Below are 19,935 nucleotides of genomic sequence, written 5' to 3'. Positions count from 1 at the left end.
CCCCCTTTCTCAAAGAAAGGCCCCCCCCCCCAGATTAGCGAGTGTCTCGTGGGCTCGGAGATGTGTATAAGAGACAGCAGCTCGATCAGCTTGCCGCTGATCCGCGTGCCGGTGAGACGGGAGAGGGTGTCGCCGGGGAGGTCGGCGGGCAGCTCGACGATGGAGAAGTCGGGCATGATCCGGATGTGCCCGAAGTCGTCGCGGCTGAGGCCGCCCTCGTTCGCGAGAGCGCCGACGATCTGGCGCGGTTCCACCTTCTGCCGCTTGCCCACCTCGATCCGGTACGGCGCCATCGGCTTGTCACTCCGCTCGCGGCGCGGCGCGCGGTCGCCCCGCGCCCCGCGGTCGTCCCGGCCGCCGGCGCGATCGCCCCTGTCGCCTCGTCCCGAGCGGTCGTCAGCACGGGAGTCGCGCTCCACGCGCTGGCTGAGCGCATCGTCCGCACTGAGCAGGAGGGGCTCGTCGCCCTGGGCGACGACGGCGAGCGCCGCCGCGACGTCCGCCTCGGGCACGTCGTGGTGCTCGACGTAGTGCCCGATGATGTCGCGGAAACGGGAGACCCGCTCCTCCTGCTGGAGCGCCTCCGTGATCGCGTCGTCGAAGCGGGCGAGCCGGGTGGTGTTGATGTCGTCGACGCTCGGAAGCTGCATCTGGGCGAGCGGCTGGCGGGTGGCCTTCTCGATCGCGGACAGCAGCCGGCGTTCCCGCGGCGTGACGAAGCTGATCGCGGCGCCGCTGCGGCCCGCGCGTCCCGTGCGGCCGATGCGGTGCACGTACGACTCGGTGTCGACGGGGATGTCGAAGTTGACCACGTGGCTGATCCGCTCCACGTCGAGGCCGCGCGCCGCCACATCCGTCGCCACCAGGATGTCGAGCTTTCCCGACTTGAGCTGGTCGACCGTGCGCTCCCGCTGGGCCTGCGCGATGTCGCCGTTGATCGCGGCCGCGGAGTAACCGCGTGCCCGCAGCCGCTCGGCCAGCGTCTCGGTCTCGTTCTTGGTGCGGACGAAGACGATCATGCCCTCGAAGTTCTCGACCTCGAGGATGCGCGTGAGCGCATCCACCTTCTGCGGATACGACACCACGAGGTAGCGCTGCGTGGTGTTGGCCGACGTAGTGGTCTTGGTCTTGACCGTGACCTCTTCGGGATCGTGCAGGTACTTCTTCGAGATGCGGCGGATCTGCGCCGGCATCGTCGCCGAGAACAGGGCGACCTGCTTGTCGTCCGGGGTGTCGGCGAGGATGGTCTCCACATCCTCGGCGAAGCCCATCTTGAGCATCTCGTCCGCCTCGTCGAGCACGAGGTACTTGAGCTGGGACAGGTCGAGCGTCCCCTTCTCGAGGTGGTCCATGATGCGGCCGGGCGTACCGACGACGATGTGGACGCCCCGGCGCAGCGCCGACAACTGGACGCCGTATCCCTGTCCGCCGTAGACGGGCAGCAGGTGGACGCCCTTCAGGTGGGCGGCGTAGCTCTCGAACGCCTCCGCCACCTGCAGGGCCAGCTCGCGGGTGGGCGCCAGCACGAGCGCCTGCGGGGTCTTCTGCGACAGGTCGAGCCGCGACAGGATCGGGAGCGCGAACGCGGCCGTCTTGCCCGTGCCGGTCTGGGCGAGGCCGACGACGTCCCTCCCGTCCAGCAGCAAGGGGATGGTCGCGGCCTGGATGGCGGACGGCGTCTCGTAGCCGACATCCTTCAACGCCTTGAGCACGGCAGGATCGAGCCCCAGATCGGAGAAGGTCGTCGGGGTCGGCTCGGCGTCTGCCTCGCTGGGCGGGGAATCGGTCGGGGTCATCATCCAACGGTAGTCCCTGCAGGGCGCGGGCGGTGAGCGTTCAGGGAGCAGCAGTCTGTGTATACAGAAGGACTCAATTCAGCCGAAGAGCCGCCCGCACATGGTGGTCGTGTATACATTGATCGCATGAAGGCCTATGAAGTCCGAACCTACGCAAGTTCCGAACAGCTCCCGCAGGAGGAGCAACTGGCGTGGAGGATCGCCCAGGTCGCGGCCGATCCGGTCGCTATCCGCGGCGATGTCGCCGAGATGATCGTGAACCGCGTGATCGACAATGCCGCCGTCGCCGTCGCCTCGCTGGGGCGCGCTCCCGTGACCGCGGCCCGCGGGCAGGCGGTCGCGCATCCCTCCACCCCCGGCGCCACGGTCTTCGGAGTGACCGACCGGGTCTCGCCGGAGTGGGCCGCCTGGGCCAACGGCGTCGCCGTGCGCGAGCTCGACTACCACGACACCTTCCTCGCCGCGGAGTATTCGCACCCCGGGGACAACATCCCGCCCCTCCTCGCCGTTGCCCAGCACGCGGGCCGTTCTGGTGCGGACCTCGTCCGCGGGATCGCGACGGGATACGAGATCCAGATCGATCTCGCGAAGGCGATCAGCCTCCACGCGCACAAGATCGACCATGTCGCCCACCTCGGGCCGAGCGCCGCTGCGGGCATCGGAACGCTCCTCGGCCTGGACCCGACGGTGATCTTCCAGGCGATCGGCCAGGCCCTGCACACGACGACCGCCACGCGGCAGTCGCGCAAGGGCGAGATCTCGACCTGGAAGGCGTACGCGCCGGCATTCGCCGGGAAGATGGCGGTGGAGGCGGTGGACCGGGCCATCCGCGGCCAGACGTCGCCGTCGCCCATCTGGGAGGGCGAGGACGGGGTCATCGCCCAGCTGCTCGACGGCCCGGATGCGCGCTACACGGTCAGCCTTCCCGAGCCCGGGGAGGCCAAGCGCGCCATCCTCGACTCGTTCACCAAGCAGCACTCGGCCGAGTACCAGGCGCAGGCGTTCATCGACCTCGCACGCAGGCTGGGCGTCCAGCATCCCGAGCTGCGGGACCCGGAGAAGGTGGAGTCGATCGTGCTCGCGACGAGCCATCACACCCACCACGTGATCGGCTCGGGCTCGAACGATCCGCAGAAGTACGACCCGGCGGCCAGCCGGGAGACGCTCGACCACTCGGTCCCGTACATCTTCACCGTCGCGCTCCAGGACGGCGCCTGGGACCACGTCGGCGCCTACGCTCCCGAGCGCGCCGGGCGCGCCGACACCGTCGCCCTGTGGCAGAAGGTGACCACCCGGGAGGACGCGGAGTGGACGCGCCGCTATCACTCCACCGACCCGGCGGAGCAGGCGTTCGGCGGCCGGATGGAGGCGACTCTGGCCGACGGCACCCGCATCGTCGAGGAGATCGCCGTCGCCGACGCCCATCCCCTCGGAGCGAAGCCGTTCGCGCGCACCGACTACGTGCACAAGTTCCGCACGCTCGCCGACGGCGTCCTCGGCTTCACTGAGGTCGAGCGCTTCCTCGATCTCGCCGAGCGACTGCCCGAGCTCACCGCCGGAGAAGTGCGGTTGCTGAACGTCGTGGCGCCCCCAGGCTCCCTGCCCGTTCCCCCGGAAGGACTGTTCTGATGCTGCACTCGAAGCTCACCGCCAGCGAGAAGCGGCGCGCGTTCCGTGAGGGGCTCGCCTCCGGGGAGCTGCTGCGGATGCCCGGTGCGTTCAACCCGCTGAGCGCGAAGCTCATCCAGGACAAGGGGTTCGAAGGCGTCTACGTGTCGGGTGCCGTGGTGTCGGCCGATCTCGCGCTGCCGGACATCGGGCTGACCACCCTCACCGAGGTGTCCCAGCGAGCCGGTCAGATCGCCCGCGTGACCGATCTGCCCACGCTGGTCGACGCCGACACCGGATTCGGCGAGCCGATGAACGTCGCCCGCACGGTGCAGGTGATGGAGGATGCGGGCGTCGCGGGCATCCACATCGAGGACCAGGTGAACCCCAAGCGGTGCGGGCACCTCGACGGCAAGGATGTGGTCGACGAGTCGACGGCGCTGAAACGGATCGCGGCGGCCGTCGCCGGACGACGGGACCCGGACTTCCTCGTCATGGCCAGAACCGACATCCGGGGCGTGGAAGGCATGGCCGCGGCCGTCGACCGCGCGAAGGCTCTTGTCGATGCGGGCGCCGACGCGATCTTCCCCGAGGCGATGGCCGGCCTCGAGGAGTTCGCGGCGATGCGCGCCGCCGTCGACGTGCCGATCCTGGCGAACATGACCGAATTCGGCAAGAGCGACCTGTTCACCACGCAGCAGCTCGCCGATGTCGGCGTCAACCTCGTGATCTTCCCCGTGTCCCTGCTGCGCCTCGCGATGGGCGCCGCCGAGCGGGGCCTCGACACCATCCTCGCCGAGGGATCACTCACCTCCCGGGTGCCGGAGATGCAGACCCGCGCCCGCCTCTACGAACTCGTGGACTACGCCGGCTACGCGTCGTTCGACGAGCGCGTCTACACCTTCGACCTCGCCGGCAACCGGAGCTGACACCAGGATGAGCATCTCCCCTCCCCCGGCTCGCGACCGAGCGAGCGACGTCGCGTACAAGCGGCTTCGCGCCGAGATCATCGAATGGACGCTGGAGCCGGGCACCCGGATCAGTGAGACGGAGACCGCCGTCCGGCTCGGCGTCTCACGGACTCCGCTCCGGGAGGCGCTCTCCCGCCTCACCGCGGAAGGCCTCGTCACGAGTGTGGGCCGCACGAGCACCGTCGCACCTCTCTCGCGCGATCACATCGTGGAGCTGTTCGAGCTTCGGGAGGCTCTCGAGACCCAGGCCGCCCGGCTGGCCGCCCGCCGGCGCGACCCCGCACGCTTCGAAGAGCTTCGCGCGGCACTGCTGAGCGCCGTTCCGCACGACTCCGAGGCCGGGACCAGCCGGTACTACGAACTCGCCGACGCCCTCGACCGCGCTCTCGAGGAGGCCGCCGGCAGCCGGCACCTGGCCGCGAGCCTCCGGGACATGCGCGGCCAGCTGGCGCGTGCACGCCGCATCTCGCGCCAGGACCGACGCCGTCTCGATCAAGCCACGCAGGAGCACCTGGTCATCGTGGGTGCGATTATCGCCGGGGACGAGCTGCTGGCCAGCCAAGCCACGGCCGTGCACCTCCACAATTCGCTCGAGAACATGCTCGCGCGCGTGCCGTAGTCGGCCGACGCCTCGTGGTCATCCCGGCTGGCACGGGATAATGAGGTCATGCCCTCACGCCGACCGCGCCGCGCGATGGGGCAGCCCCCTCGGCGGGCCGTGTTCTCGGTCAGGGCGCGGATCGTCGTGGCGATCGTCCTCGCCGCGGGGATCGGGCTGGCCGCCGCGGGAGCTGCCACCTTCTTCGTGCTGCGCCAGCAGGCCCTGGCCGAGGTGGACGGGAACCTGTCCCGCAATCTGTCCCAGGTGAAGGCCGTCGCGGCTCAGACGCCGGCCGAAGACCAGAAGGGAGTGGATGCGCTGCTCCGCACGCTCATCCAGCAGGCCGCCCCTGCCCCCTCCGAGAGCACCCTCGGCATCGTCGCCGGGCAGGCCGCGTACATCCCCGGCGGCACCCTCCCGTTCCGGATGGATCGGGACAAGAGCCTCGTCGCCCGGTTCGCACGCGAGGCGGATCCGACCCACGTCGTGATGGGCACGGCGAAGTCCGCCGAGGGCACGCTGCGCTATGCGATCATCCCGGTGACGGTCGAGGGCGATCCGGCGCAGGGCCTCTACGTCGCGGCCTACGCCCTCGACAGCGTCCTCGCGGCGGTCGCGAGCCCGTTCCGGACGTATGCGTTCCTCGCCGCGGGCGCGCTCGTCCTCATCGGTCTCGTCGCCTGGTTCGTCGCCGGGCGGCTGCTGCGCCCGGTGCGGGAGCTCCGGGAGGCGGCGGATCAGCTCTCGGCGACGGAGCTCGGGCAGCACATCCCCGTCCGAGGCGGCGACGACCTGTCTCTCCTGGCAGCCGGCTTCAACCGGATGACGGACCGCCTGGAGGAGTCGTTCACCTCGCAGCGCCGGCTGCTGGACGACGTCGGCCACGAGCTGAAGACCCCTCTCACGATCGTGCGGGGCCACCTCGAGCTGCTCGATCCGAGCGACCCCGAGGATGTGCGCGTCGTGCGGGAGCTCGCCGTCGACGAACTCGACCGGATGAGCGAGCTCGTCGGAGACATCGCCCTGCTCGCCGAATCGCGCGGGCCGGGCTTCGTGAACGCAGCGCCGGCCGACCTCGCAGACCTGACGAGGATGGTCGCCGCCAAGGCCGCCGCCCTCGCGCCCGACCGCCCGTGGGTGACCGAGCAGGCGGCAGAGGGCGACGGGACGCTCGACGTCCGCCGGATCACCCAGGCCTGGCTCCAGCTCGCCGAGAACGCCGCGAAGTACTCGACGCCGGGTGGAGTGATCCGTCTGGGGAGCGAGCTCGTCCACGGTCGGACCGGGATGCTGTTCCGGGCGTGGGTGCGCGACGACGGACCCGGCATCGCGGAGGGCGATCAGGCCAGGGTCTTCGAGCGATTCCAGCGCGGAGGCGGCACCCGAGGGACCTCGGGGTCAGGACTCGGGCTCGCCATCGTCACCGCGATCGCGCAGGCCCACGGCGGCACCGCGGACGTCACGAGCTCGGCCGCCGGGTCGACGTTCACCCTCAGCATCCCGTGCGGGGACGCGGACGTGGACGGAGACGCGGGCTTCGGCGCCGTGGACGATGCCGCGCCTGCCGTCCGCACGTCCCCATCCATCGCAGAGGAGACGCCATGAGCCGCATCCTGATCGCCGAGGACGAGCCCCGGATCGCCTCCTTCGTGGAGAAGGGTCTGCGGTCGGCCGGCTTCACCGTCACCACGGTGACCGACGGGCTCGCGGCGCTCGACGAAGTGCGGACCGGCGCACACGACCTGCTGGTCCTGGACATCGGGCTCCCGGGGCTGGACGGCTTCGGCGTGCTCGATGCGGTCCGGGGCGAAGGGCATCCGCTCGTCGTCATCGTCCTGACCGCGCGCACCGGCGGGCGCGATGTCGTCGGCTCCCTCGAAGGCGGCGCGGACGACTACCTGGCCAAGCCCTTCCGGTTCGACGAGCTGCTCGCGCGTATCCGGCTGCGGCTGAAGGCGGCGCGCCCGGAGGCGGCCGATGTGCTGCAGGCGGGCGATCTGGTCCTGGACGTCCGCACCCGCCGCATCACCGTCGCCGGGACCGCGGTGGATCTGTCGGCGCGGGAGTTCGCTCTCGCGGAGGAGCTGCTGACCCACGCCGGTCAGGTGCTCAGCCGCGAGCAGCTGCTCAGCCGGGTCTGGGGGCTGGACTTCGACCCGGGATCGAATGTGGTCGACGTGTATGTGCGCTATCTCCGCGGCAAGATCGGCGCCGAGCGCATCGAGACCGTACGCGGGATGGGCTACCGTCTCATCGCCTGAGGCGGGCGAAGCCAGGCGAGGCGGGCGAAGACAGAGAAATGGGGCGAGGAGGAACCCGAACCTCCTCGCCCCAAGCCGGGGTGGAACCGCTCAGTGGCTGAGCGTCGCCGAACCGCTGCCACGCACGTCGACGGCCGCCGGAGGGGCGACCACGGTCGCGGCGGCGTCACCGGTGGCGCTGACGCCGGCGGTGCCCGCCGTGCCGGTCGCGCCCGCCGTGCCGGAGCCGGTCACGGAGCCCGCCGTGCCGGACACGGAGCCGCTCAGGGTGCCCGACCCGGTCGTGACGCCGGGGACCGACGGAACACCGGGAACGGCCGGAACGCCGGACGGGATGGTCGTGGGCAGTGTGGGAACGGCCGGCGCCTGGCCGGCGACCTTCGAGACCTCGCCGCGAAGCGCGGCGGCCTTCTGCTCCGCCGTGGCCGCCGCCGACTGCGCAGCGCTCTTCGCCGCGCCGGTCACGCCGTGGGCCGCGATGGCGGCGCCCGCCTGGTCCTGAACGGAGAAAGCTCCGGTGGCGGCGAAGGCGCCGGCCGTGGCGAGTCCCGCGCTGAGGATGCCTGCGGTGCTGGCGACGATGATCTTGGTGAGCGTCTTCATTTCGGTGGAGGTTACCTTTCCGTTGGCGTACGGCCAAAATTCGGCCTGTGGAAAGAGCCTGTCGGCCACCCATGAGACGAGGAGGAGACCGGGATGAGAACAGTCTCATCCGGCCTCCCGGCCTGCCTGCATCCCGGCGAAGTCGTCTGCTGCCGGTCGGACCGTCGTCAGCTCGCGACGGAGGAACGCTGCCGACGGAGCGCACCCGCGCCGATGACGACGTAGAGAGCGGCGGCCACGACGAACCCGAGCGCCATCAGGAAGGACATCCATTCGCTGCCCGTGAACATCGTGCCGACCCCCACGAGGAAGGTGAGGATGATCACGATGAACGCCCAGAGTGCGGCCGTCTGCGCGACGCCCTCGCGCCGGGCCGCCAGCCAGACCCGCACCGCCACGACGATGACCCCGATGCCGACGAGGGCGTGGAGACCGAGGATGATGCCCGCGACGACCCGGACACCGCCGTCGTTCTCTTCCGGGCTGCCGATGAGGTTCGCGCCCATCCCGAGCAGGAACTGCACCGCGAGCGTGCTGAGCGCTTCTCGGGATCGTCGCACCAGGACTGGGGATGCGTTCAGAGGTGTGGACATCGGTGTCCCCTTTCGTTCGACGGATCGCACCGTTCACGCACCATTCTGTTCGGCTGCAGCGGCGCTGTCATGCGGCGCCGAGAGTACCCGCCCGTACTCTCCGGGGAGTACGGCGCGCGCGCGGCGAGCTGACCGCGTCCGCGCCGCGCCCCGCCGCGCCCCGATGCCGTCGCGCGATGTGAGTGCTGCGGTTTGGAACGTATGCGGTTGCTCGCCGCACCGCACACGTTCCGAACCACAGCAGACATCGCCGGCGGGAGACGATCCCGGTCAGCCGCGCAGCGTCCACCTCTGCACGCTCGCACCGCTGCAGGTGGACAGCTGCATCGCGGCACTGCTGTCGGTGCGGCCGCCCGTGGTCGCCAAGCAGAGGTTCGATCCCGTGCCGACGATGGTGCCGGTGGGGTTCAGCGTCCACTTCTGGTTGTCCTGCCCGTTGCAGTCCCAGACGACGACAGCGGTGCCGTCCGTGGTGCCGCGGTTGTACGCGTCGAGGCACTTGGTGCCGTAGACACGGATCTCACCGGCCGCGGTGTAGGTCCACCGCTGGTTGACCGAGCCACTGCAGTCCCACAGGGCCGGCCGCGCGCCATTCTGGGTCGACGCCCCGGGCACATCCAGGCACTTCTGGGAGTCGACCTGCACCACGAGCGCGTTGGCCGGGGTGGTCTCCGGAGAGATGGGGAAGGCCCATCTCTGCCCGGAGGCGCCGGAGCAGGTCGAGAGCTGCGCCGGAACGCCGTTGTCGGTGCGCGCACCGGTCAGCGCCAGGCACAGCCCCGATGGGTTCCCTACGATCGTCCCGTTGGCGGCCAGGGTCCACTTCTGGTTGCCCTGCCCGTTGCAGTCCCAGACGTCGACGGCGGTGCCGTCCGTCATGCCCCGGTTGTAGGCGTCGAGGCATTTGCTGCCGTAGACGCGGATCTCACCGGCTGCGGTGTAGGTCCAGCGCTGGTTGGCGGAGCCGCTGCAATCCCAGAGCGCCGGCCGGGTGCCGTTCTGACTCGAACCGCCGGGCACATCGAGGCACTTCTGCGAATCCGCCTGGGTGAGAGCCTGATTGCGCGGCGCAGCGGCGGTGCGCACGATGGTCGCTGCGGATACGGAGGCCACGCTGCCGTCGGGGTTCACCACGTACAGCTTGTAGTCGCCCTTCGCCGGCGGCAGTGCGATGGTGGTGGCGTCTCCGGCTGCGGACGACATCGTCGGTCCCTGAGCGAACCGGGTCGTGCCGGCCGGCGCGAGCCAGAGAGCGCGAGACGCGTCGCCCACACCACGGACCGGAATCGTCGGCGTGTATTCGCTGACGACTACACTGGCGGGGAGGGCGAAGTCTGCATTCTGCGCCAGGGCGCCGAGGATGTCGCGGTACTGCGCCTCGATGCCGGAGCCCGCCGCGACTCCGTATGCCTCCAGGGGCCAGACGTCGTCCGGCGCCACGCGTACAGGGTCGACGACTCCGTTGGGGATGTTGCTGTCGAAGATCGAGTCGGTCGGGCCGAAAGTGTTGTGGATCTGCAGGTCATGCTGCCGACCCCACGTCCCCGAGTTGATCACGTAGGCGACGTTGGGGCTGACTTCCATCACGTTGTCGTTGTACGTGATGTACGCCGATCCCTCGTCGGGGTGGATGCCATAGGTGTGGCCGGGGCGGACGCCGTTCGCGTAGTTGTTGCTGATCGTGCTGCCCTGCTGGTTGCCCAGCGTGTACAGCGGCCCGGAATCGTTGAGGTACTGCATCGTGTTGCGGATCTCGTTGTACTGGATGCTGTTGTTCCGGGCGACGAGGCTCGGGTTCCCGGGAGAGTTCGACCCGCTCGTGCCGTCGAAGTTGCCCCAGCCCCAGCCCATCGAGATGCCCGCCCAGGACGTCTTGTCGATGCGGTTGTGCTCGATGGCGACGGTGTCGAGGAAATAGCCGGTGATGGCTGCCGAACCCCGGAACAGCACAGCGCTGTCGTAGATGTAGTTGTCGCGCACGGAGATGTTCGTCGGCGCGCCCTCGACGCCGGGGGCGTAATGCTCCTTGTTCGTCGACGTACCGTCGCCGATGAAGACGTGCTGCGGATCGCCGACGTTGATCGCCGATCCACCGATGTCGCTGGTCACGTTGCCGTCGATGGCCGAGTTCACGACGTCGTTGACGAACTGGATGCCGTCGGCGCCCGTGTGCTCGACCCGGTTGCGCGCGAAGGTGATCCCCGAGGCGCTGTTCACTTCGACCGCGCCCGGCTGAACCTGCACGTTGCGGTACGTGTAGTCGTGGAAATTGCCCTTCGCATACGCGAGATTCACCAGGTTGCCCTGCTGCGCCTGCTTGAATGATGAGCCGTCGATCTGCGTGAGATTCCAGTCGGAATGGGCGAAGGTGATGCCCGTGAAGGTGAGGTCGTGGACCCGGTCGGCCGTGCTGTTGCCGGCGACGGACAGGAGCGTCTCGACATTGTTCGGAGCGATCACCGACGCCGTGGACAGGTCGGTGTTCGCATCCTTGTAGACGTACAGGGTCTTCGCGGCGCGGTCGTAGAAGAACTCACCCGGGGTGTCGAGGAACTCGTACGCGTTCGAAATCGTCTGCGTGCCGGTCGCCTGGAAGTTGCCGTTGAACGCGCCTGACGCGATCGCCGCACCGGGCTCCTGGAACAGGAGCACGCGCTGGGAGCCGTCGCTGCTCGTCGTGACTTGACGGACCCCGACGACCGCCGTCGTCCACGTCGTCGCCGTCGAGATCTCGATGTCCTGCTGGTTGCGGGCGATCGCCGGGACGTCGCTCAGAGAATACGTCGAGCCGTCGCACTGGCTGCCCGACTCCCACGCCCAGGGCGCCTGCCCAGCGGTGATGTTGTATGTACCGGAGCACCCCGTCGCCTGCACCGTCTTGGACGCCATCGTGAACCGGGCGCCGTTGACGTATAGAGCGCGCAGCTTGTCGCTGCGGTCCAGAGGCGCCTTCCAGATGTTTCCGGACTGTTGCGCCCAGCCGGTGACCGGGACGCCTCCCTCCAACACGGGCACCTCGCCCGGGTACGCCGAGTAGATGACACGGTGTCCATTGCTGCCGGAGTCCTGGGTGCCGAACTGCACGGTGCTGGTGACGGGATAGCTGCCGCCTCGCAAGTACACCGTGATGTCACCACTCATGTTCACGTTCATCGTGCGCACGACGTCGCGGGCATGCTGGATGGTGGCGAACGGCGCACTGATCGATCCACTCGCCGAGTCACTGCCGTTCGGCGCGACGTAGAGGGCCGCGTCCGCCGCGGAAGCGGCCGGTGCGACCGAGGGAGCGATGGCAACACCGCCGCCGACGACCAAAGCAACCGCCAGTGTCCGTAGCGCCGTCGGACGCCACCGGGAGAGAGAACGCTCGGCATTGAGCATGGGATCTACCTTTCGGAACTCGGGCACGCCCACCACCGTGGGACGACCATTCGATTGGTATGACATCATATGTTTTGAGAACACAGCTGCACAATGATCGAGCTCGACGACCCATTCGTCCAGCGACCGATTGACCCTTCCGGTGGAAGTAGCCCCCTGGGTTACGATCCCATGCCGAGGTGGGCACCCCCCGCGACGTCGAGGCTGACGCCGGTGATGTAGCGATTCCGAGGATCCGTGAGGAACAGCGCAGCATTCGCGACCTCATCCGGCCGGGCGAATCGCTGCATCGGGAGCTGGGCCGCTCGTTCTGTTCGTGCCCGGGCGGCCGAGTCCGGTGCGTTGCCGGATGCCTCGGCGAGCTGAGCCCACATGTTCGTCTCCACCGGACCCGGCGTGATGGCATTCACCGAGATGCCGGACGGTCCCAGGATCTGAGCCATGGACCACATGATGTGGAGGACGGCGACCTTGCTCGCGTTGTACGGCAGATAGGTCCGCCGGGCCTCCTTCGCCGCGACCGACGAGAAGAGGAGGATCGTCCCCCTGATCTCGTGGTCCAGCATCGCCTGCGCGGTCTCCCGGACGACGGTGAAGGTGCCGGTCGCGTTGATCGTCATGATCCGTGCGAATTCCGCCGTACTGGTTTTCAGAGGGTCGGGGGTCTCCCCCAAGACTCCCGCCGCGTGCACCAGGGCGTCGATACGGCCGAAGCGGGCGATGATGTCGGCGATGGCGGCTGCCGTCGCTTGCTCGTCCGTCACGTCGAGGTCGTAGTAGGCGACGGCGGCCTCGGGTTTCTCCCCGCCGCGATCCGAAGCGATCACCGTCGCCCCGCTTTCCGCGTAGGCGGAGACCATCGAGCTGCCGATGCCGCCGTTCGCACCCGTGACGAAGACGATCTGGTCCTGCATGGACACGGTGCGTTCCTCTCCTGCTACTTCTTCGCGTGGCTTGACCAGAGACGTCCCGGTTGTTCCTCAACCGGCAAACCTGCGGCCGACAGGATGCGATCCAGTAGCAGTTGAGTCTTGGCCGCCTCCGCACCCGAGGTGAGCGGCTGCTGGCGATCCCGCACGCGATCCAGGAAATGGTCGACCGCTCCGGCGAAGCCGAAGGTCCGCGTCGCGGTGGCCCATCCGAACGCCTCCGCTGACATCTCCCGGACAGTCGTCTGCCCGTCACGCGTGATCGCGACGCTGTCGGGGGCTGAAATGGTCGCCGTCACGCCGTCGCCGTAGGCGTCGAGCTTCTCGCTCCAGGCGCCTGCGTTCCGAGCGGCCATCAGCACACCGGTGTTGCCGCTGTCGAAGCGGATGAGCGCACTGACCCCCTCCTCCTGCCACAGGTCATCGCCGGCGGCGTGGGCGTTCACCTCCACCGGTTCGCCTCCGCAGTACCAGCGCAGGAGGTCGACCATGTGGATGGCGTTCTCGAACGTCGCGCGGTACTCAGAGCCGGCCCGGTTCTTCTGCGCGACGCAGAAGGATGCGCCGCGCGCGCCGAATGCTTCCCGGCCGGCCTCGTAGACAGGGGCGAAGCGTCTGTTGAATCCCACCATCAGGATGCGGCCGCCCTCATCCGCTAGCTGCGCGAGGGACAGTGCGTCGTCCGCGCGGGTGGCCAGCGGCTTTTCACAGAAGACGTCGACTCCGGCTGCCAAGGCAGAACGTGTGGCCTCCACATGTTCCGAGCGCGGCGTCAGGATGAACACCGCATCGAGAGACTCCGCCTCCAGCATCGCGTCGACGGTCGAATAGGCCCGTCCGAAGCCCCACCGGCGCATCAGCGGCTGGGGGTCCGCTTTGCGGGTGACCACGGCGGTCAGCTCGACATCGTCGCGGGCCACCAGGGTCGGCAGCTGCGCGATCGTCGCGATGTTGCCGACGCCGGCCACACCGACACGGAGCGTCCGAGTGGTCACTGGGACACCACCGCGGAGAGGATCGCGCGTACCGCCCGGGCGGATTCGGCGAATCCCGTCGCAGGTTCAGGGAGATCCTGCGGGTGCCAGCGGTATTCGTACTCGAGGGTCAGCACGTCGTCGTATCCGCGGCGCGCGAGCTCGTGGATGATGTCGGCCCAGGGCACGATGCCGGTGCCGACGACACGAGAGCGGATCGCGCGTTCATCCGCCTTGACCCGGGCAGTGTCCGAAGCCCGGAAGGGAGCGTTTCGGTCCTTGAAGACGAGGTCCTTCACGTGGACGTGGCCGATCAGATCACCCTGAACGGCGAAGGCCTGAGTCCAGTCCTCGTCGTGGGTGAACGTCAGGTTGGCCTGGTCGTAGAGGACGCGCACGGCCGGTGAGTCCACTTCGCGAACCAGGCGGGCGGTGTCGGACGCGGTCTGCGTCATGGTTCCGAAGTGGTTCTCGACGCACAGCACCACGCCGGCCTGCTGCGCGTCGACCGCCAGGACGCTCAGCGCCGCGCTGAGCCGCTCCCAGTGCGCCGTGTACTCGGCAGAACCCGGCTGCCAGGCGCCGGCATAGACCCGGACGCGCGTGGCGCCCACTTCGTGAGCTGCGTCGATGCATCCGCGGAACTCGTCGACGCCGGCTTGCCAGTTCTTCGCGTCGAGGCTGTTGATGCTCGTCGTGTAGGGGGTCAGCGCGACGATGGGAAGGCCTTCATCGCGGGCGACAGCGGCTGCGTGCTGCGCCGACTTCTTGTCCGAAGGGGAGATCGCGGCGGGGTACGCGTCTTGATAGATGACTTCCGCCGCGTCCAGTCCTGCCGTCTTGAACAGGCGGATCGCTTCCTGGAGTGTCATGCCCGGCGTTCCGAGCGTGTGTCCGGCGATGATCATGAGGAGGTGGTTCTTCTTTCGATCGGGCGGTTCCAGTCCGCCGGTCCGACAAAGTTCGGGGGGCTCTGCACGCGGGAGCGGTCGACCAGCTCCATCAGGAGACCCCACGGGGTGAGGAAGTAGATCCAGCGGTTGCCCGCGACGGCGGGACTGTCCCCGGCGACCTCTTTGCGTTCGCCGAGGATGCGCACGCCGGGGACGTGCTCCAGGTGGCTGACAGCGCGGTCCACGTCCTCCACGGCGAAGCAGAGGTGATGGCCGCCTCGGTCGCTGTGCCGGGGATGCTCTGTTCGCCGGTCCATGGTCTGCCACTGGAACAGCTCGACGTTCAGGTTGGGCGGCATCCTCAGCATCGACAGTTCGAGGGCGGCATCGGAGGGCACGTCGAAGTTGACGGGCATGAAGGCCGCATCCGGGCCGCGCGTGGAGCGGTACAGCTCTTCCGCCCCGAGGACGTCGACGAAGAACGACACCGCCTCATCGAGATCCGGAACCGTGTAGGCCGCGTGGTCCACGTACTGGAGCCCGGGCATTCGCGTCGAGCTCATCGCACAGACCTCGTCGAGGAGCGGATGAGCAGTTCGGGCTGCAGGATCACGTGCTCCACCTCGCCGTTCAGGGAGGCGCGCTCGGCCAGGCTGATGGCGATCCGGCCCATTTCGGCGATCGGCTGTCGCACGGAGGTCAGCGGCGGGTTGATGTGCGCGCCGAGGGGAAGGCCGTCGTAGCCGACGACCGAGACATCATCGGGCACGGAGAGGCCGTAGGCGCCGAGTGCGCTGATGACGCCGAACGCGACCATGTCGTTCGCCGCGATCACCGCCGATGGCCGGTCGTCCATCGTCGCCAGTTCCTGTGCGGCGCGCTCTCCGGCTTCGGCGCCGATGTCGCTGTCCAGCTCGATCGGGGTCATCCCGTGCCGCGCAGTGAGCTCCTGGTAGGCGGCGCGCCGATCGGCGGCCGTGTGCGTTCCGGGGATGCCCGAGACGTAGGCGATCGAGGTGTGGCCGAGCTCCAGCAGATGGTCGAACGCGAGCTCGATCCCCTTCGCGTTGTCGACGGTCACGGTGGGCACCTGAACGTCCGACTCGATGCGGTCGATTACGACCAGGCGGTTACCGAAGCCGAACGGCTCGAATTCGGCGGGGTCGACCCGGGTCGAGGGTGCGATCACCCCGAATGGCGCGTACATCGACTGCATCGCGTGAAGGTATCCAGCGGTCGCCCCGGGATCGTTCTCGGTGACGCACAGCACCAGCTGGTAGCCGCGCTCCCTGGCGACGGCGGTCATCGTCTTCGCGAGCTCTGCGAAGAAGGGGTTGGTGATGTCCGGGACGATGAGCGGCACCAGGGTGCTGCTCTTGGTCCGAAGCGCCTGCGCGAGCGGGCTCATCGTGTAGCCCATCGATGCAGCGACCTTGAGGATGTGATCCCGGGTCTCCTGCTTCACAGCTTCGGGACGCGAGAATGCGCGTGAGACCGTGGAGCGGTGCACGCCGGCCGCGGCCGCCACTTCGTCAATGCTGTGGTTGGACACCGATACTCCCTCGTCCTGCTTTCGAATACGCATCCCAGATGATGGCCATCGTCGCTTCCAGATCACGAATCCCGGGCAGGCCCGCGAACCCAGAGGTCAGCTGGTCGGCCACCCTGCCGACGAACCGTTCGTACAGGGGGTCGCTGTCTACGTTGAACTGCGATGTCTCGGTGACACCGCCGGTGGACGTGAACGACGCGCGCCCATCCGACCATATTGTCGCCGTTCCCCCTGCGCCGATCCGCATATACGCGCAGTGGCGTTTCAGCGGTGAGGCCGGGAAGGCGTAGCCCACCTGGACGGTCGCGACTCGCCCGTCGGGGGTGGCGAGGGTGAGCGAGGCGTAGTCTTCGATCTCCCCGCCGTGCAGAGTGGCGGAGATCGCCGCTGTCACGGTGACCTCTCGAGCTCCGGAGGACTGCAGGAACAGGTCGACGAAGTGGGGCGCCAGGTTGATCATGCACCCGCCTCCGGAGCGCTCGAGCTCCACCATCCACGGGTTGCCGCTGACCAGGTACCGGTCGGGGGGTCCGGCGATGAACTGAGTGCTCTCGTAGACGGAGCTTCCCGCCTTGCCGAGCCACTGCTCCACAGGGCCGCCCCGCTGCACGAGGGGGACGGCGATCGGTACGCCGGCCGCCTCGGCGGCCTGCCGGACCTCCTCCACCTGGCCGAGCGCGATGCCCGCGGGCTTCTCGACGACGACCGGGATCCCGCGCTCGATCAGTGCCAGGCAGATCGAGCGCATCGTGTCGTGGGGCGCGAAGACGTACGCCAGCTCGATGTCGTCGTAGGCGGAGAGCAGGTCCTCCCATGAGGAGTGCAGCGTGCCACCCCACAGTCGGCTCAGGCCTTCGACCCGGGAGGTATCCGGGTCCGAGGCGCCGAGCACGTTGTGCCGATCCGCGATCGCCTGGGCGCAGAGCGGGAGGTGCCAGTGGGAGGCGCCGATGATCACTGTTCTTGCTCTGCTCATATCCGCTCTCGCACCTCTGTCAGTATCGCGTCCGCGATCTCCGTCGCTCGCAGCGCTTGCCGATACCCGACCGTCGGAGGCCCGCCTCCGGCGAACAGGAGCGCCGCTTCCGCCTGTTCGCGGAAGAGGTCGATCTCGGGGAAGTGCCGTACCGTCTCCGACCCGTAACGATCCCACTCGTGGTACGACCAGTTGGACCAGAGTCGCCGGCCCTCGTGCGCGATGGCGTCGACCTCGAGGGACCAATCGTTGCGATTGAGGCCGGTCGTGTGCTCCCACGGGTTCCAGTACGTCTCCAGCCTCAGGAGCGGCCCGTCCTCGAAGGTGAGGGTCGTTGCGGTGTAGTCGGCGACGCCCGCGCGGTGCAACTCCTCGCTGGCGTAGGTGGAGCGCACGGTCGCCTCACCGGGAAAGAGGGACGCCGCATACTCGATGGCGTGGATGCCGTTGACGACGGCGACACCGCCCTCGTCGGGCGCCGCGCGCCATGAGTCGACGGTCAGCTTGCGAGCCGCCGACCGAACGCTGACACTGATCACGTTCACGGAGGAGATCCATTCCGCCAGCCTCTGGGCGACGGGATGGTGATGCAGCGTGTACCCGACCATGAGGTTCTGGTCGACGTTCTCCACGCCGGACAACGGCTCGGCGTTCGCGAGCGAGGAGCCGACCGGCTTCTCGACCAGGACGCGCAGCCCTCGGCGCAACAGCTCAGCCGTCACGCCCGGCTGCATGCTGCTCGGCAGGGACACCACGACGAGGTCCACCTCCGACGGGTGGAGCCGACCCGCGGATTCCAGCACCGTGGCACCGACTTCACGTGCGAGCTCGGCCGTACGCGGGCTCGGGTCCACCAGAGCCACGACGCGGGCGCCGATGTCATGGAAGGCGTGTGCATGACGGCTCCCGGCCCACCCTGCGGCCCCGATGACCGCCACCCGTGTCGCCTCGGTCATCCCTTCACCCCGCCGGATGTCAGCCCCGCGATGAACCAGCGCTGGAACAGGGAGAACAGCGCGAGGACGGGAATGAATGCGACCGTGACGAAGGCTGCGAAGAGACCCCAGAAGGCGCCGTATCCCGTTTGCAGGTATTGCACGATGCCGTTCTGAACCGTCTTCATGTCTTGAGTCGTGGCGAGCACGGTGCCGACGAGGTAGTCGTTCCAGACGAACACGAAGATGAAGATGGCGATGGCGGCGATGCCGGGGCGGATGAGAGGGAGGACGATGCGCCACAGGATCTGCGGCCGCGAGCACCCGTCGATGGCCGCAGCTTCTTCGATCTCCAAAGGAATGTTCTCGATGAAGTTGCGGATGAAGAGGATGGTCTGCCCGCAGATGATCGCCGCGTAGACGACGATGAGGAACGGATACGTGTTGATCAGCGCCGTCTTCACGAACATGGAGTACAGGGCGATGAAGACGACGATCGCCGGGACCATGGAGAGAACGAGGATGCCGGTCATCACGGTCTCCATGCGACGGCTGCGGTACCGGGTCGCGACGTAGGCCGCGGGGATGCAGATCGCGAGCGCGAGAACGATCGAACCGCAGGAGTAGACCAGCGAATTGAGGAAGAACCGTATGTTCGTCGGTGTGAAGATGCCGGAGTAGTTCGCGAAAGAGAACGGGTCCGGGATCCACTTCGGCGGGAACTGGATGGTGTCCGCGGGAAGCTTCAGAGAAGTCGAGAGGATCCAGGCCACAGGCGGGAGCACGACGAGGGCCGAAACGACGATGAAGAGCCATCTCGGGACGCCCCGGAGGATCGTGCCCCACCGGCTGCCGCGGCGAGCGGTCGTTGACGTGGTCACAGGGTTTCCCTCCGTCGGAAGCGCAAGGCGATCAGCGTGAGGACGACGTTGATGGCGAACAGGAGTATGGCTGTCGCGGAAGCCCCGGACAGGTTGTACTGCTGGAAGACCTGGTTGAAGACGCGCATCGAGAGCGTCTCCGTCGCCCGGAGCGGACCCCCGCGGGTGGTCACGAGGATGATCGTGACCATCTGCACGTAGAGCATGAGGAGCACGACCACCACCGAGACGATCGTGTTCCGCAGATAGGGCAGGGTGACGTTGACGAAGCTGCGCCAGATGCCACCGCCGTCGACCCGGAGGCTTTCGTAGAGCTCCTTGGGCACGGTCTGAAGCGCACCGAGGAAGAGCAGCATGGCCTGCGGATACGACCACCATGCCGTGATCAGCGTCACGGCGACCAAAGCGCCTCCCGTCGTCGAGAAGACGTCGGACGGGCCGAATCCGAGAGCTTCGGTGATGGCGCTTCCCGGTCCGTAGTTCGGGTTGAGGAACCAGACCCACATCGTTCCGGCTGTCGCCTGGGACAAGAGCCATGGCAGGAGGAACAGGCTGCGGACAGTGCGCTTGAACCGGTGCAGATTGTTCAGGACGATCGCTGACAACAGGCCGGCGGGCAGCGCGATCACGATCGCGCCGAGCGAGAAGACGACGGTGATTCCGATGCTGTTCGCCAGGTTGGGGTCGGAGAAGAGCGAGGCGAAGGAGTCGAGGCCGCTGAACTTTCCGATCTGGTAATAGGTCGTCTCGTGGAGGGCAGTCCACGCCGTGTAGAAGAGAGGCCCGACGAAAACGAAGAGGAAGACGACGCAAACGGGAGTGACATACAGCCACAGCGTGCGGTCTCTCCGCCGTCGTCGGCCGGCCGGCTCTCGAGGTCGGGGAGGCTGCTGAACGGAACTGCGCGACGAGAGGCTCGTCGTTGACATGGTGTCCTGCTTTCCTCGGGGGAGCCGGCCGCCGCCGGCTCCCCGAGTTGGT

General features: G+C 68.2%; 18 protein-coding genes. 5 read left to right on the top strand and 13 right to left on the bottom strand.

Going from position 1 to position 19,935, the window contains the following annotated elements; genetic code table 11:
• Nucleotides 1-1,796: DEAD/DEAH box helicase (locus ACPYOG_RS08555; RefSeq protein WP_481293811.1), on the bottom strand; the 1,796-nt coding region annotated here is incomplete at its 3' end.
• 126 nt (nucleotides 1,797-1,922) lie between these two features.
• Here ACPYOG_RS08555 and ACPYOG_RS08550 point away from each other — a divergent pair.
• The 5 genes from ACPYOG_RS08550 to ACPYOG_RS08530 are packed head-to-tail and all read left to right on the top strand — an operon-like array spanning nucleotide 1,923 to nucleotide 7,237.
• Nucleotides 1,923-3,425, top strand: coding sequence for an MmgE/PrpD family protein (locus ACPYOG_RS08550; RefSeq protein WP_481293810.1), 1,503 nt, complete (start codon nucleotides 1,923-1,925; stop codon nucleotides 3,423-3,425).
• The gene (gene prpB / locus ACPYOG_RS08545; RefSeq protein ID WP_481293809.1) at nucleotides 3,425-4,333 is read left to right on the top strand and encodes a methylisocitrate lyase; all 909 of its coding nucleotides are present in this window, start codon (nucleotides 3,425-3,427) and stop codon (nucleotides 4,331-4,333) included. The genes ACPYOG_RS08550 and prpB overlap by 1 nt, the downstream gene beginning before the upstream one ends.
• Nucleotides 4,334-4,340: 7 nt before the next feature.
• On the top strand, nucleotides 4,341-4,994 hold the full coding sequence (locus tag ACPYOG_RS08540) for a GntR family transcriptional regulator (RefSeq protein ID WP_481293808.1): 654 nt from the start codon (nucleotides 4,341-4,343) through the stop codon (nucleotides 4,992-4,994).
• 48 nt (nucleotides 4,995-5,042) lie between these two features.
• Entirely contained in the window at nucleotides 5,043-6,581 is a 1,539-nt protein-coding gene (locus tag ACPYOG_RS08535) for a sensor histidine kinase (RefSeq protein WP_481293807.1), read from the top strand.
• Nucleotides 6,578-7,237 carry a response regulator transcription factor gene (locus ACPYOG_RS08530; protein WP_481293806.1) on the top strand — a complete coding sequence of 220 codons (660 nt, stop codon included), beginning with the start codon at nucleotides 6,578-6,580 and terminating at the stop codon, nucleotides 7,235-7,237. Before ACPYOG_RS08535 ends, ACPYOG_RS08530 begins: the two co-directional genes overlap by 4 nt.
• Before the next feature lie 90 nt (nucleotides 7,238-7,327).
• On the opposite strand, the gene ACPYOG_RS08525 is transcribed toward ACPYOG_RS08530, so the two are convergent.
• The 12 genes from ACPYOG_RS08525 to ACPYOG_RS08470 all read right to left on the bottom strand — a co-directional run bounded on the left by ACPYOG_RS08525 (nucleotide 7,328) and on the right by ACPYOG_RS08470 (nucleotide 19,883).
• Complete coding sequence (locus tag ACPYOG_RS08525; protein WP_481293805.1) at nucleotides 7,328-7,840, bottom strand: hypothetical protein; 513 nt, start codon at nucleotides 7,838-7,840, stop codon at nucleotides 7,328-7,330.
• A gap of 167 nt (nucleotides 7,841-8,007) precedes the next feature.
• Nucleotides 8,008-8,433: a hypothetical protein gene (locus ACPYOG_RS08520; protein WP_481293804.1), complete on the bottom strand. Its 426-nt coding sequence runs from the start codon at nucleotides 8,431-8,433 to the stop codon at nucleotides 8,008-8,010.
• A 270-nt stretch (nucleotides 8,434-8,703) separates the two neighbouring features.
• Nucleotides 8,704-11,814 (bottom strand): ricin-type beta-trefoil lectin domain protein, encoded by a 3,111-nt coding sequence (locus tag ACPYOG_RS08515; RefSeq protein WP_481293803.1) that lies wholly within the window; start codon nucleotides 11,812-11,814, stop codon nucleotides 8,704-8,706.
• A gap of 161 nt (nucleotides 11,815-11,975) precedes the next feature.
• Entirely contained in the window at nucleotides 11,976-12,728 is a 753-nt protein-coding gene (locus tag ACPYOG_RS08510; RefSeq protein ID WP_481293812.1) for an SDR family NAD(P)-dependent oxidoreductase, read from the bottom strand.
• Nucleotides 12,729-12,751: 23 nt separating this feature from the next.
• Entirely contained in the window at nucleotides 12,752-13,711 is a 960-nt protein-coding gene (locus ACPYOG_RS08505; RefSeq protein WP_481293802.1) for a Gfo/Idh/MocA family protein, read from the bottom strand.
• 23 nt (nucleotides 13,712-13,734) lie between these two features.
• Nucleotides 13,735-14,625, bottom strand: a complete 891-nt coding sequence (locus tag ACPYOG_RS08500) for a sugar phosphate isomerase/epimerase family protein (protein ID WP_481293801.1) — start codon at nucleotides 14,623-14,625, stop codon at nucleotides 13,735-13,737.
• On the bottom strand, nucleotides 14,622-15,173 hold the full coding sequence (locus tag ACPYOG_RS08495) for a VOC family protein (protein ID WP_481293800.1): 552 nt from the start codon (nucleotides 15,171-15,173) through the stop codon (nucleotides 14,622-14,624). The genes ACPYOG_RS08500 and ACPYOG_RS08495 overlap by 4 nt, the downstream gene beginning before the upstream one ends.
• Nucleotides 15,170-16,162: a LacI family DNA-binding transcriptional regulator gene (locus ACPYOG_RS08490; RefSeq protein ID WP_481293799.1), complete on the bottom strand. Its 993-nt coding sequence runs from the start codon at nucleotides 16,160-16,162 to the stop codon at nucleotides 15,170-15,172. Before ACPYOG_RS08490 ends, ACPYOG_RS08495 begins: the two co-directional genes overlap by 4 nt.
• A complete protein-coding gene (locus ACPYOG_RS08485) occupies nucleotides 16,143-17,138 on the bottom strand; it encodes a Gfo/Idh/MocA family protein (protein ID WP_481293798.1) in 996 nt (331 codons plus the stop codon). Before ACPYOG_RS08485 ends, ACPYOG_RS08490 begins: the two co-directional genes overlap by 20 nt.
• Complete coding sequence (locus ACPYOG_RS08480; protein ID WP_481293797.1) at nucleotides 17,135-18,094, bottom strand: Gfo/Idh/MocA family protein; 960 nt, start codon at nucleotides 18,092-18,094, stop codon at nucleotides 17,135-17,137. The genes ACPYOG_RS08485 and ACPYOG_RS08480 overlap by 4 nt, the downstream gene beginning before the upstream one ends.
• Nucleotides 18,091-18,954 carry a carbohydrate ABC transporter permease gene (locus ACPYOG_RS08475; protein ID WP_481293796.1) on the bottom strand — a complete coding sequence of 288 codons (864 nt, stop codon included), beginning with the start codon at nucleotides 18,952-18,954 and terminating at the stop codon, nucleotides 18,091-18,093. Before ACPYOG_RS08475 ends, ACPYOG_RS08480 begins: the two co-directional genes overlap by 4 nt.
• Complete coding sequence (locus tag ACPYOG_RS08470; RefSeq protein WP_481293795.1) at nucleotides 18,951-19,883, bottom strand: carbohydrate ABC transporter permease; 933 nt, start codon at nucleotides 19,881-19,883, stop codon at nucleotides 18,951-18,953. Before ACPYOG_RS08470 ends, ACPYOG_RS08475 begins: the two co-directional genes overlap by 4 nt.
• Between the last annotated feature and the right edge of the window lie 52 nt (nucleotides 19,884-19,935).

The organism is Leifsonia sp. HAY1-4F (assembly GCF_056755275.1).
This window is presented reverse-complemented; position numbering and strand designations above follow the sequence as displayed.

Coding starts and splice junctions, on each gene's coding strand:
- ACPYOG_RS08550 (WP_481293810.1), top strand. CDS start 1,923: ATGAAGGCCTATGAAGTCCGAACCTACGCAAGTTCCGAACAGCTCCCG.
- prpB (WP_481293809.1), top strand. CDS start 3,425: ATGCTGCACTCGAAGCTCACCGCCAGCGAGAAGCGGCGCGCGTTCCGT.
- ACPYOG_RS08540 (WP_481293808.1), top strand. CDS start 4,341: ATGAGCATCTCCCCTCCCCCGGCTCGCGACCGAGCGAGCGACGTCGCG.
- ACPYOG_RS08535 (WP_481293807.1), top strand. CDS start 5,043: ATGCCCTCACGCCGACCGCGCCGCGCGATGGGGCAGCCCCCTCGGCGG.
- ACPYOG_RS08530 (WP_481293806.1), top strand. CDS start 6,578: ATGAGCCGCATCCTGATCGCCGAGGACGAGCCCCGGATCGCCTCCTTC.
- ACPYOG_RS08525 (WP_481293805.1), bottom strand. CDS start 7,840: ATGAAGACGCTCACCAAGATCATCGTCGCCAGCACCGCAGGCATCCTC.
- ACPYOG_RS08520 (WP_481293804.1), bottom strand. CDS start 8,433: ATGTCCACACCTCTGAACGCATCCCCAGTCCTGGTGCGACGATCCCGA.
- ACPYOG_RS08515 (WP_481293803.1), bottom strand. CDS start 11,814: ATGCTCAATGCCGAGCGTTCTCTCTCCCGGTGGCGTCCGACGGCGCTA.
- ACPYOG_RS08510 (WP_481293812.1), bottom strand. CDS start 12,728: ATGCAGGACCAGATCGTCTTCGTCACGGGTGCGAACGGCGGCATCGGC.
- ACPYOG_RS08500 (WP_481293801.1), bottom strand. CDS start 14,625: ATGATCATCGCCGGACACACGCTCGGAACGCCGGGCATGACACTCCAG.
- ACPYOG_RS08495 (WP_481293800.1), bottom strand. CDS start 15,173: ATGAGCTCGACGCGAATGCCCGGGCTCCAGTACGTGGACCACGCGGCC.
- ACPYOG_RS08485 (WP_481293798.1), bottom strand. CDS start 17,138: ATGAGCAGAGCAAGAACAGTGATCATCGGCGCCTCCCACTGGCACCTC.
- ACPYOG_RS08480 (WP_481293797.1), bottom strand. CDS start 18,094: ATGACCGAGGCGACACGGGTGGCGGTCATCGGGGCCGCAGGGTGGGCC.
- ACPYOG_RS08470 (WP_481293795.1), bottom strand. CDS start 19,883: ATGTCAACGACGAGCCTCTCGTCGCGCAGTTCCGTTCAGCAGCCTCCC.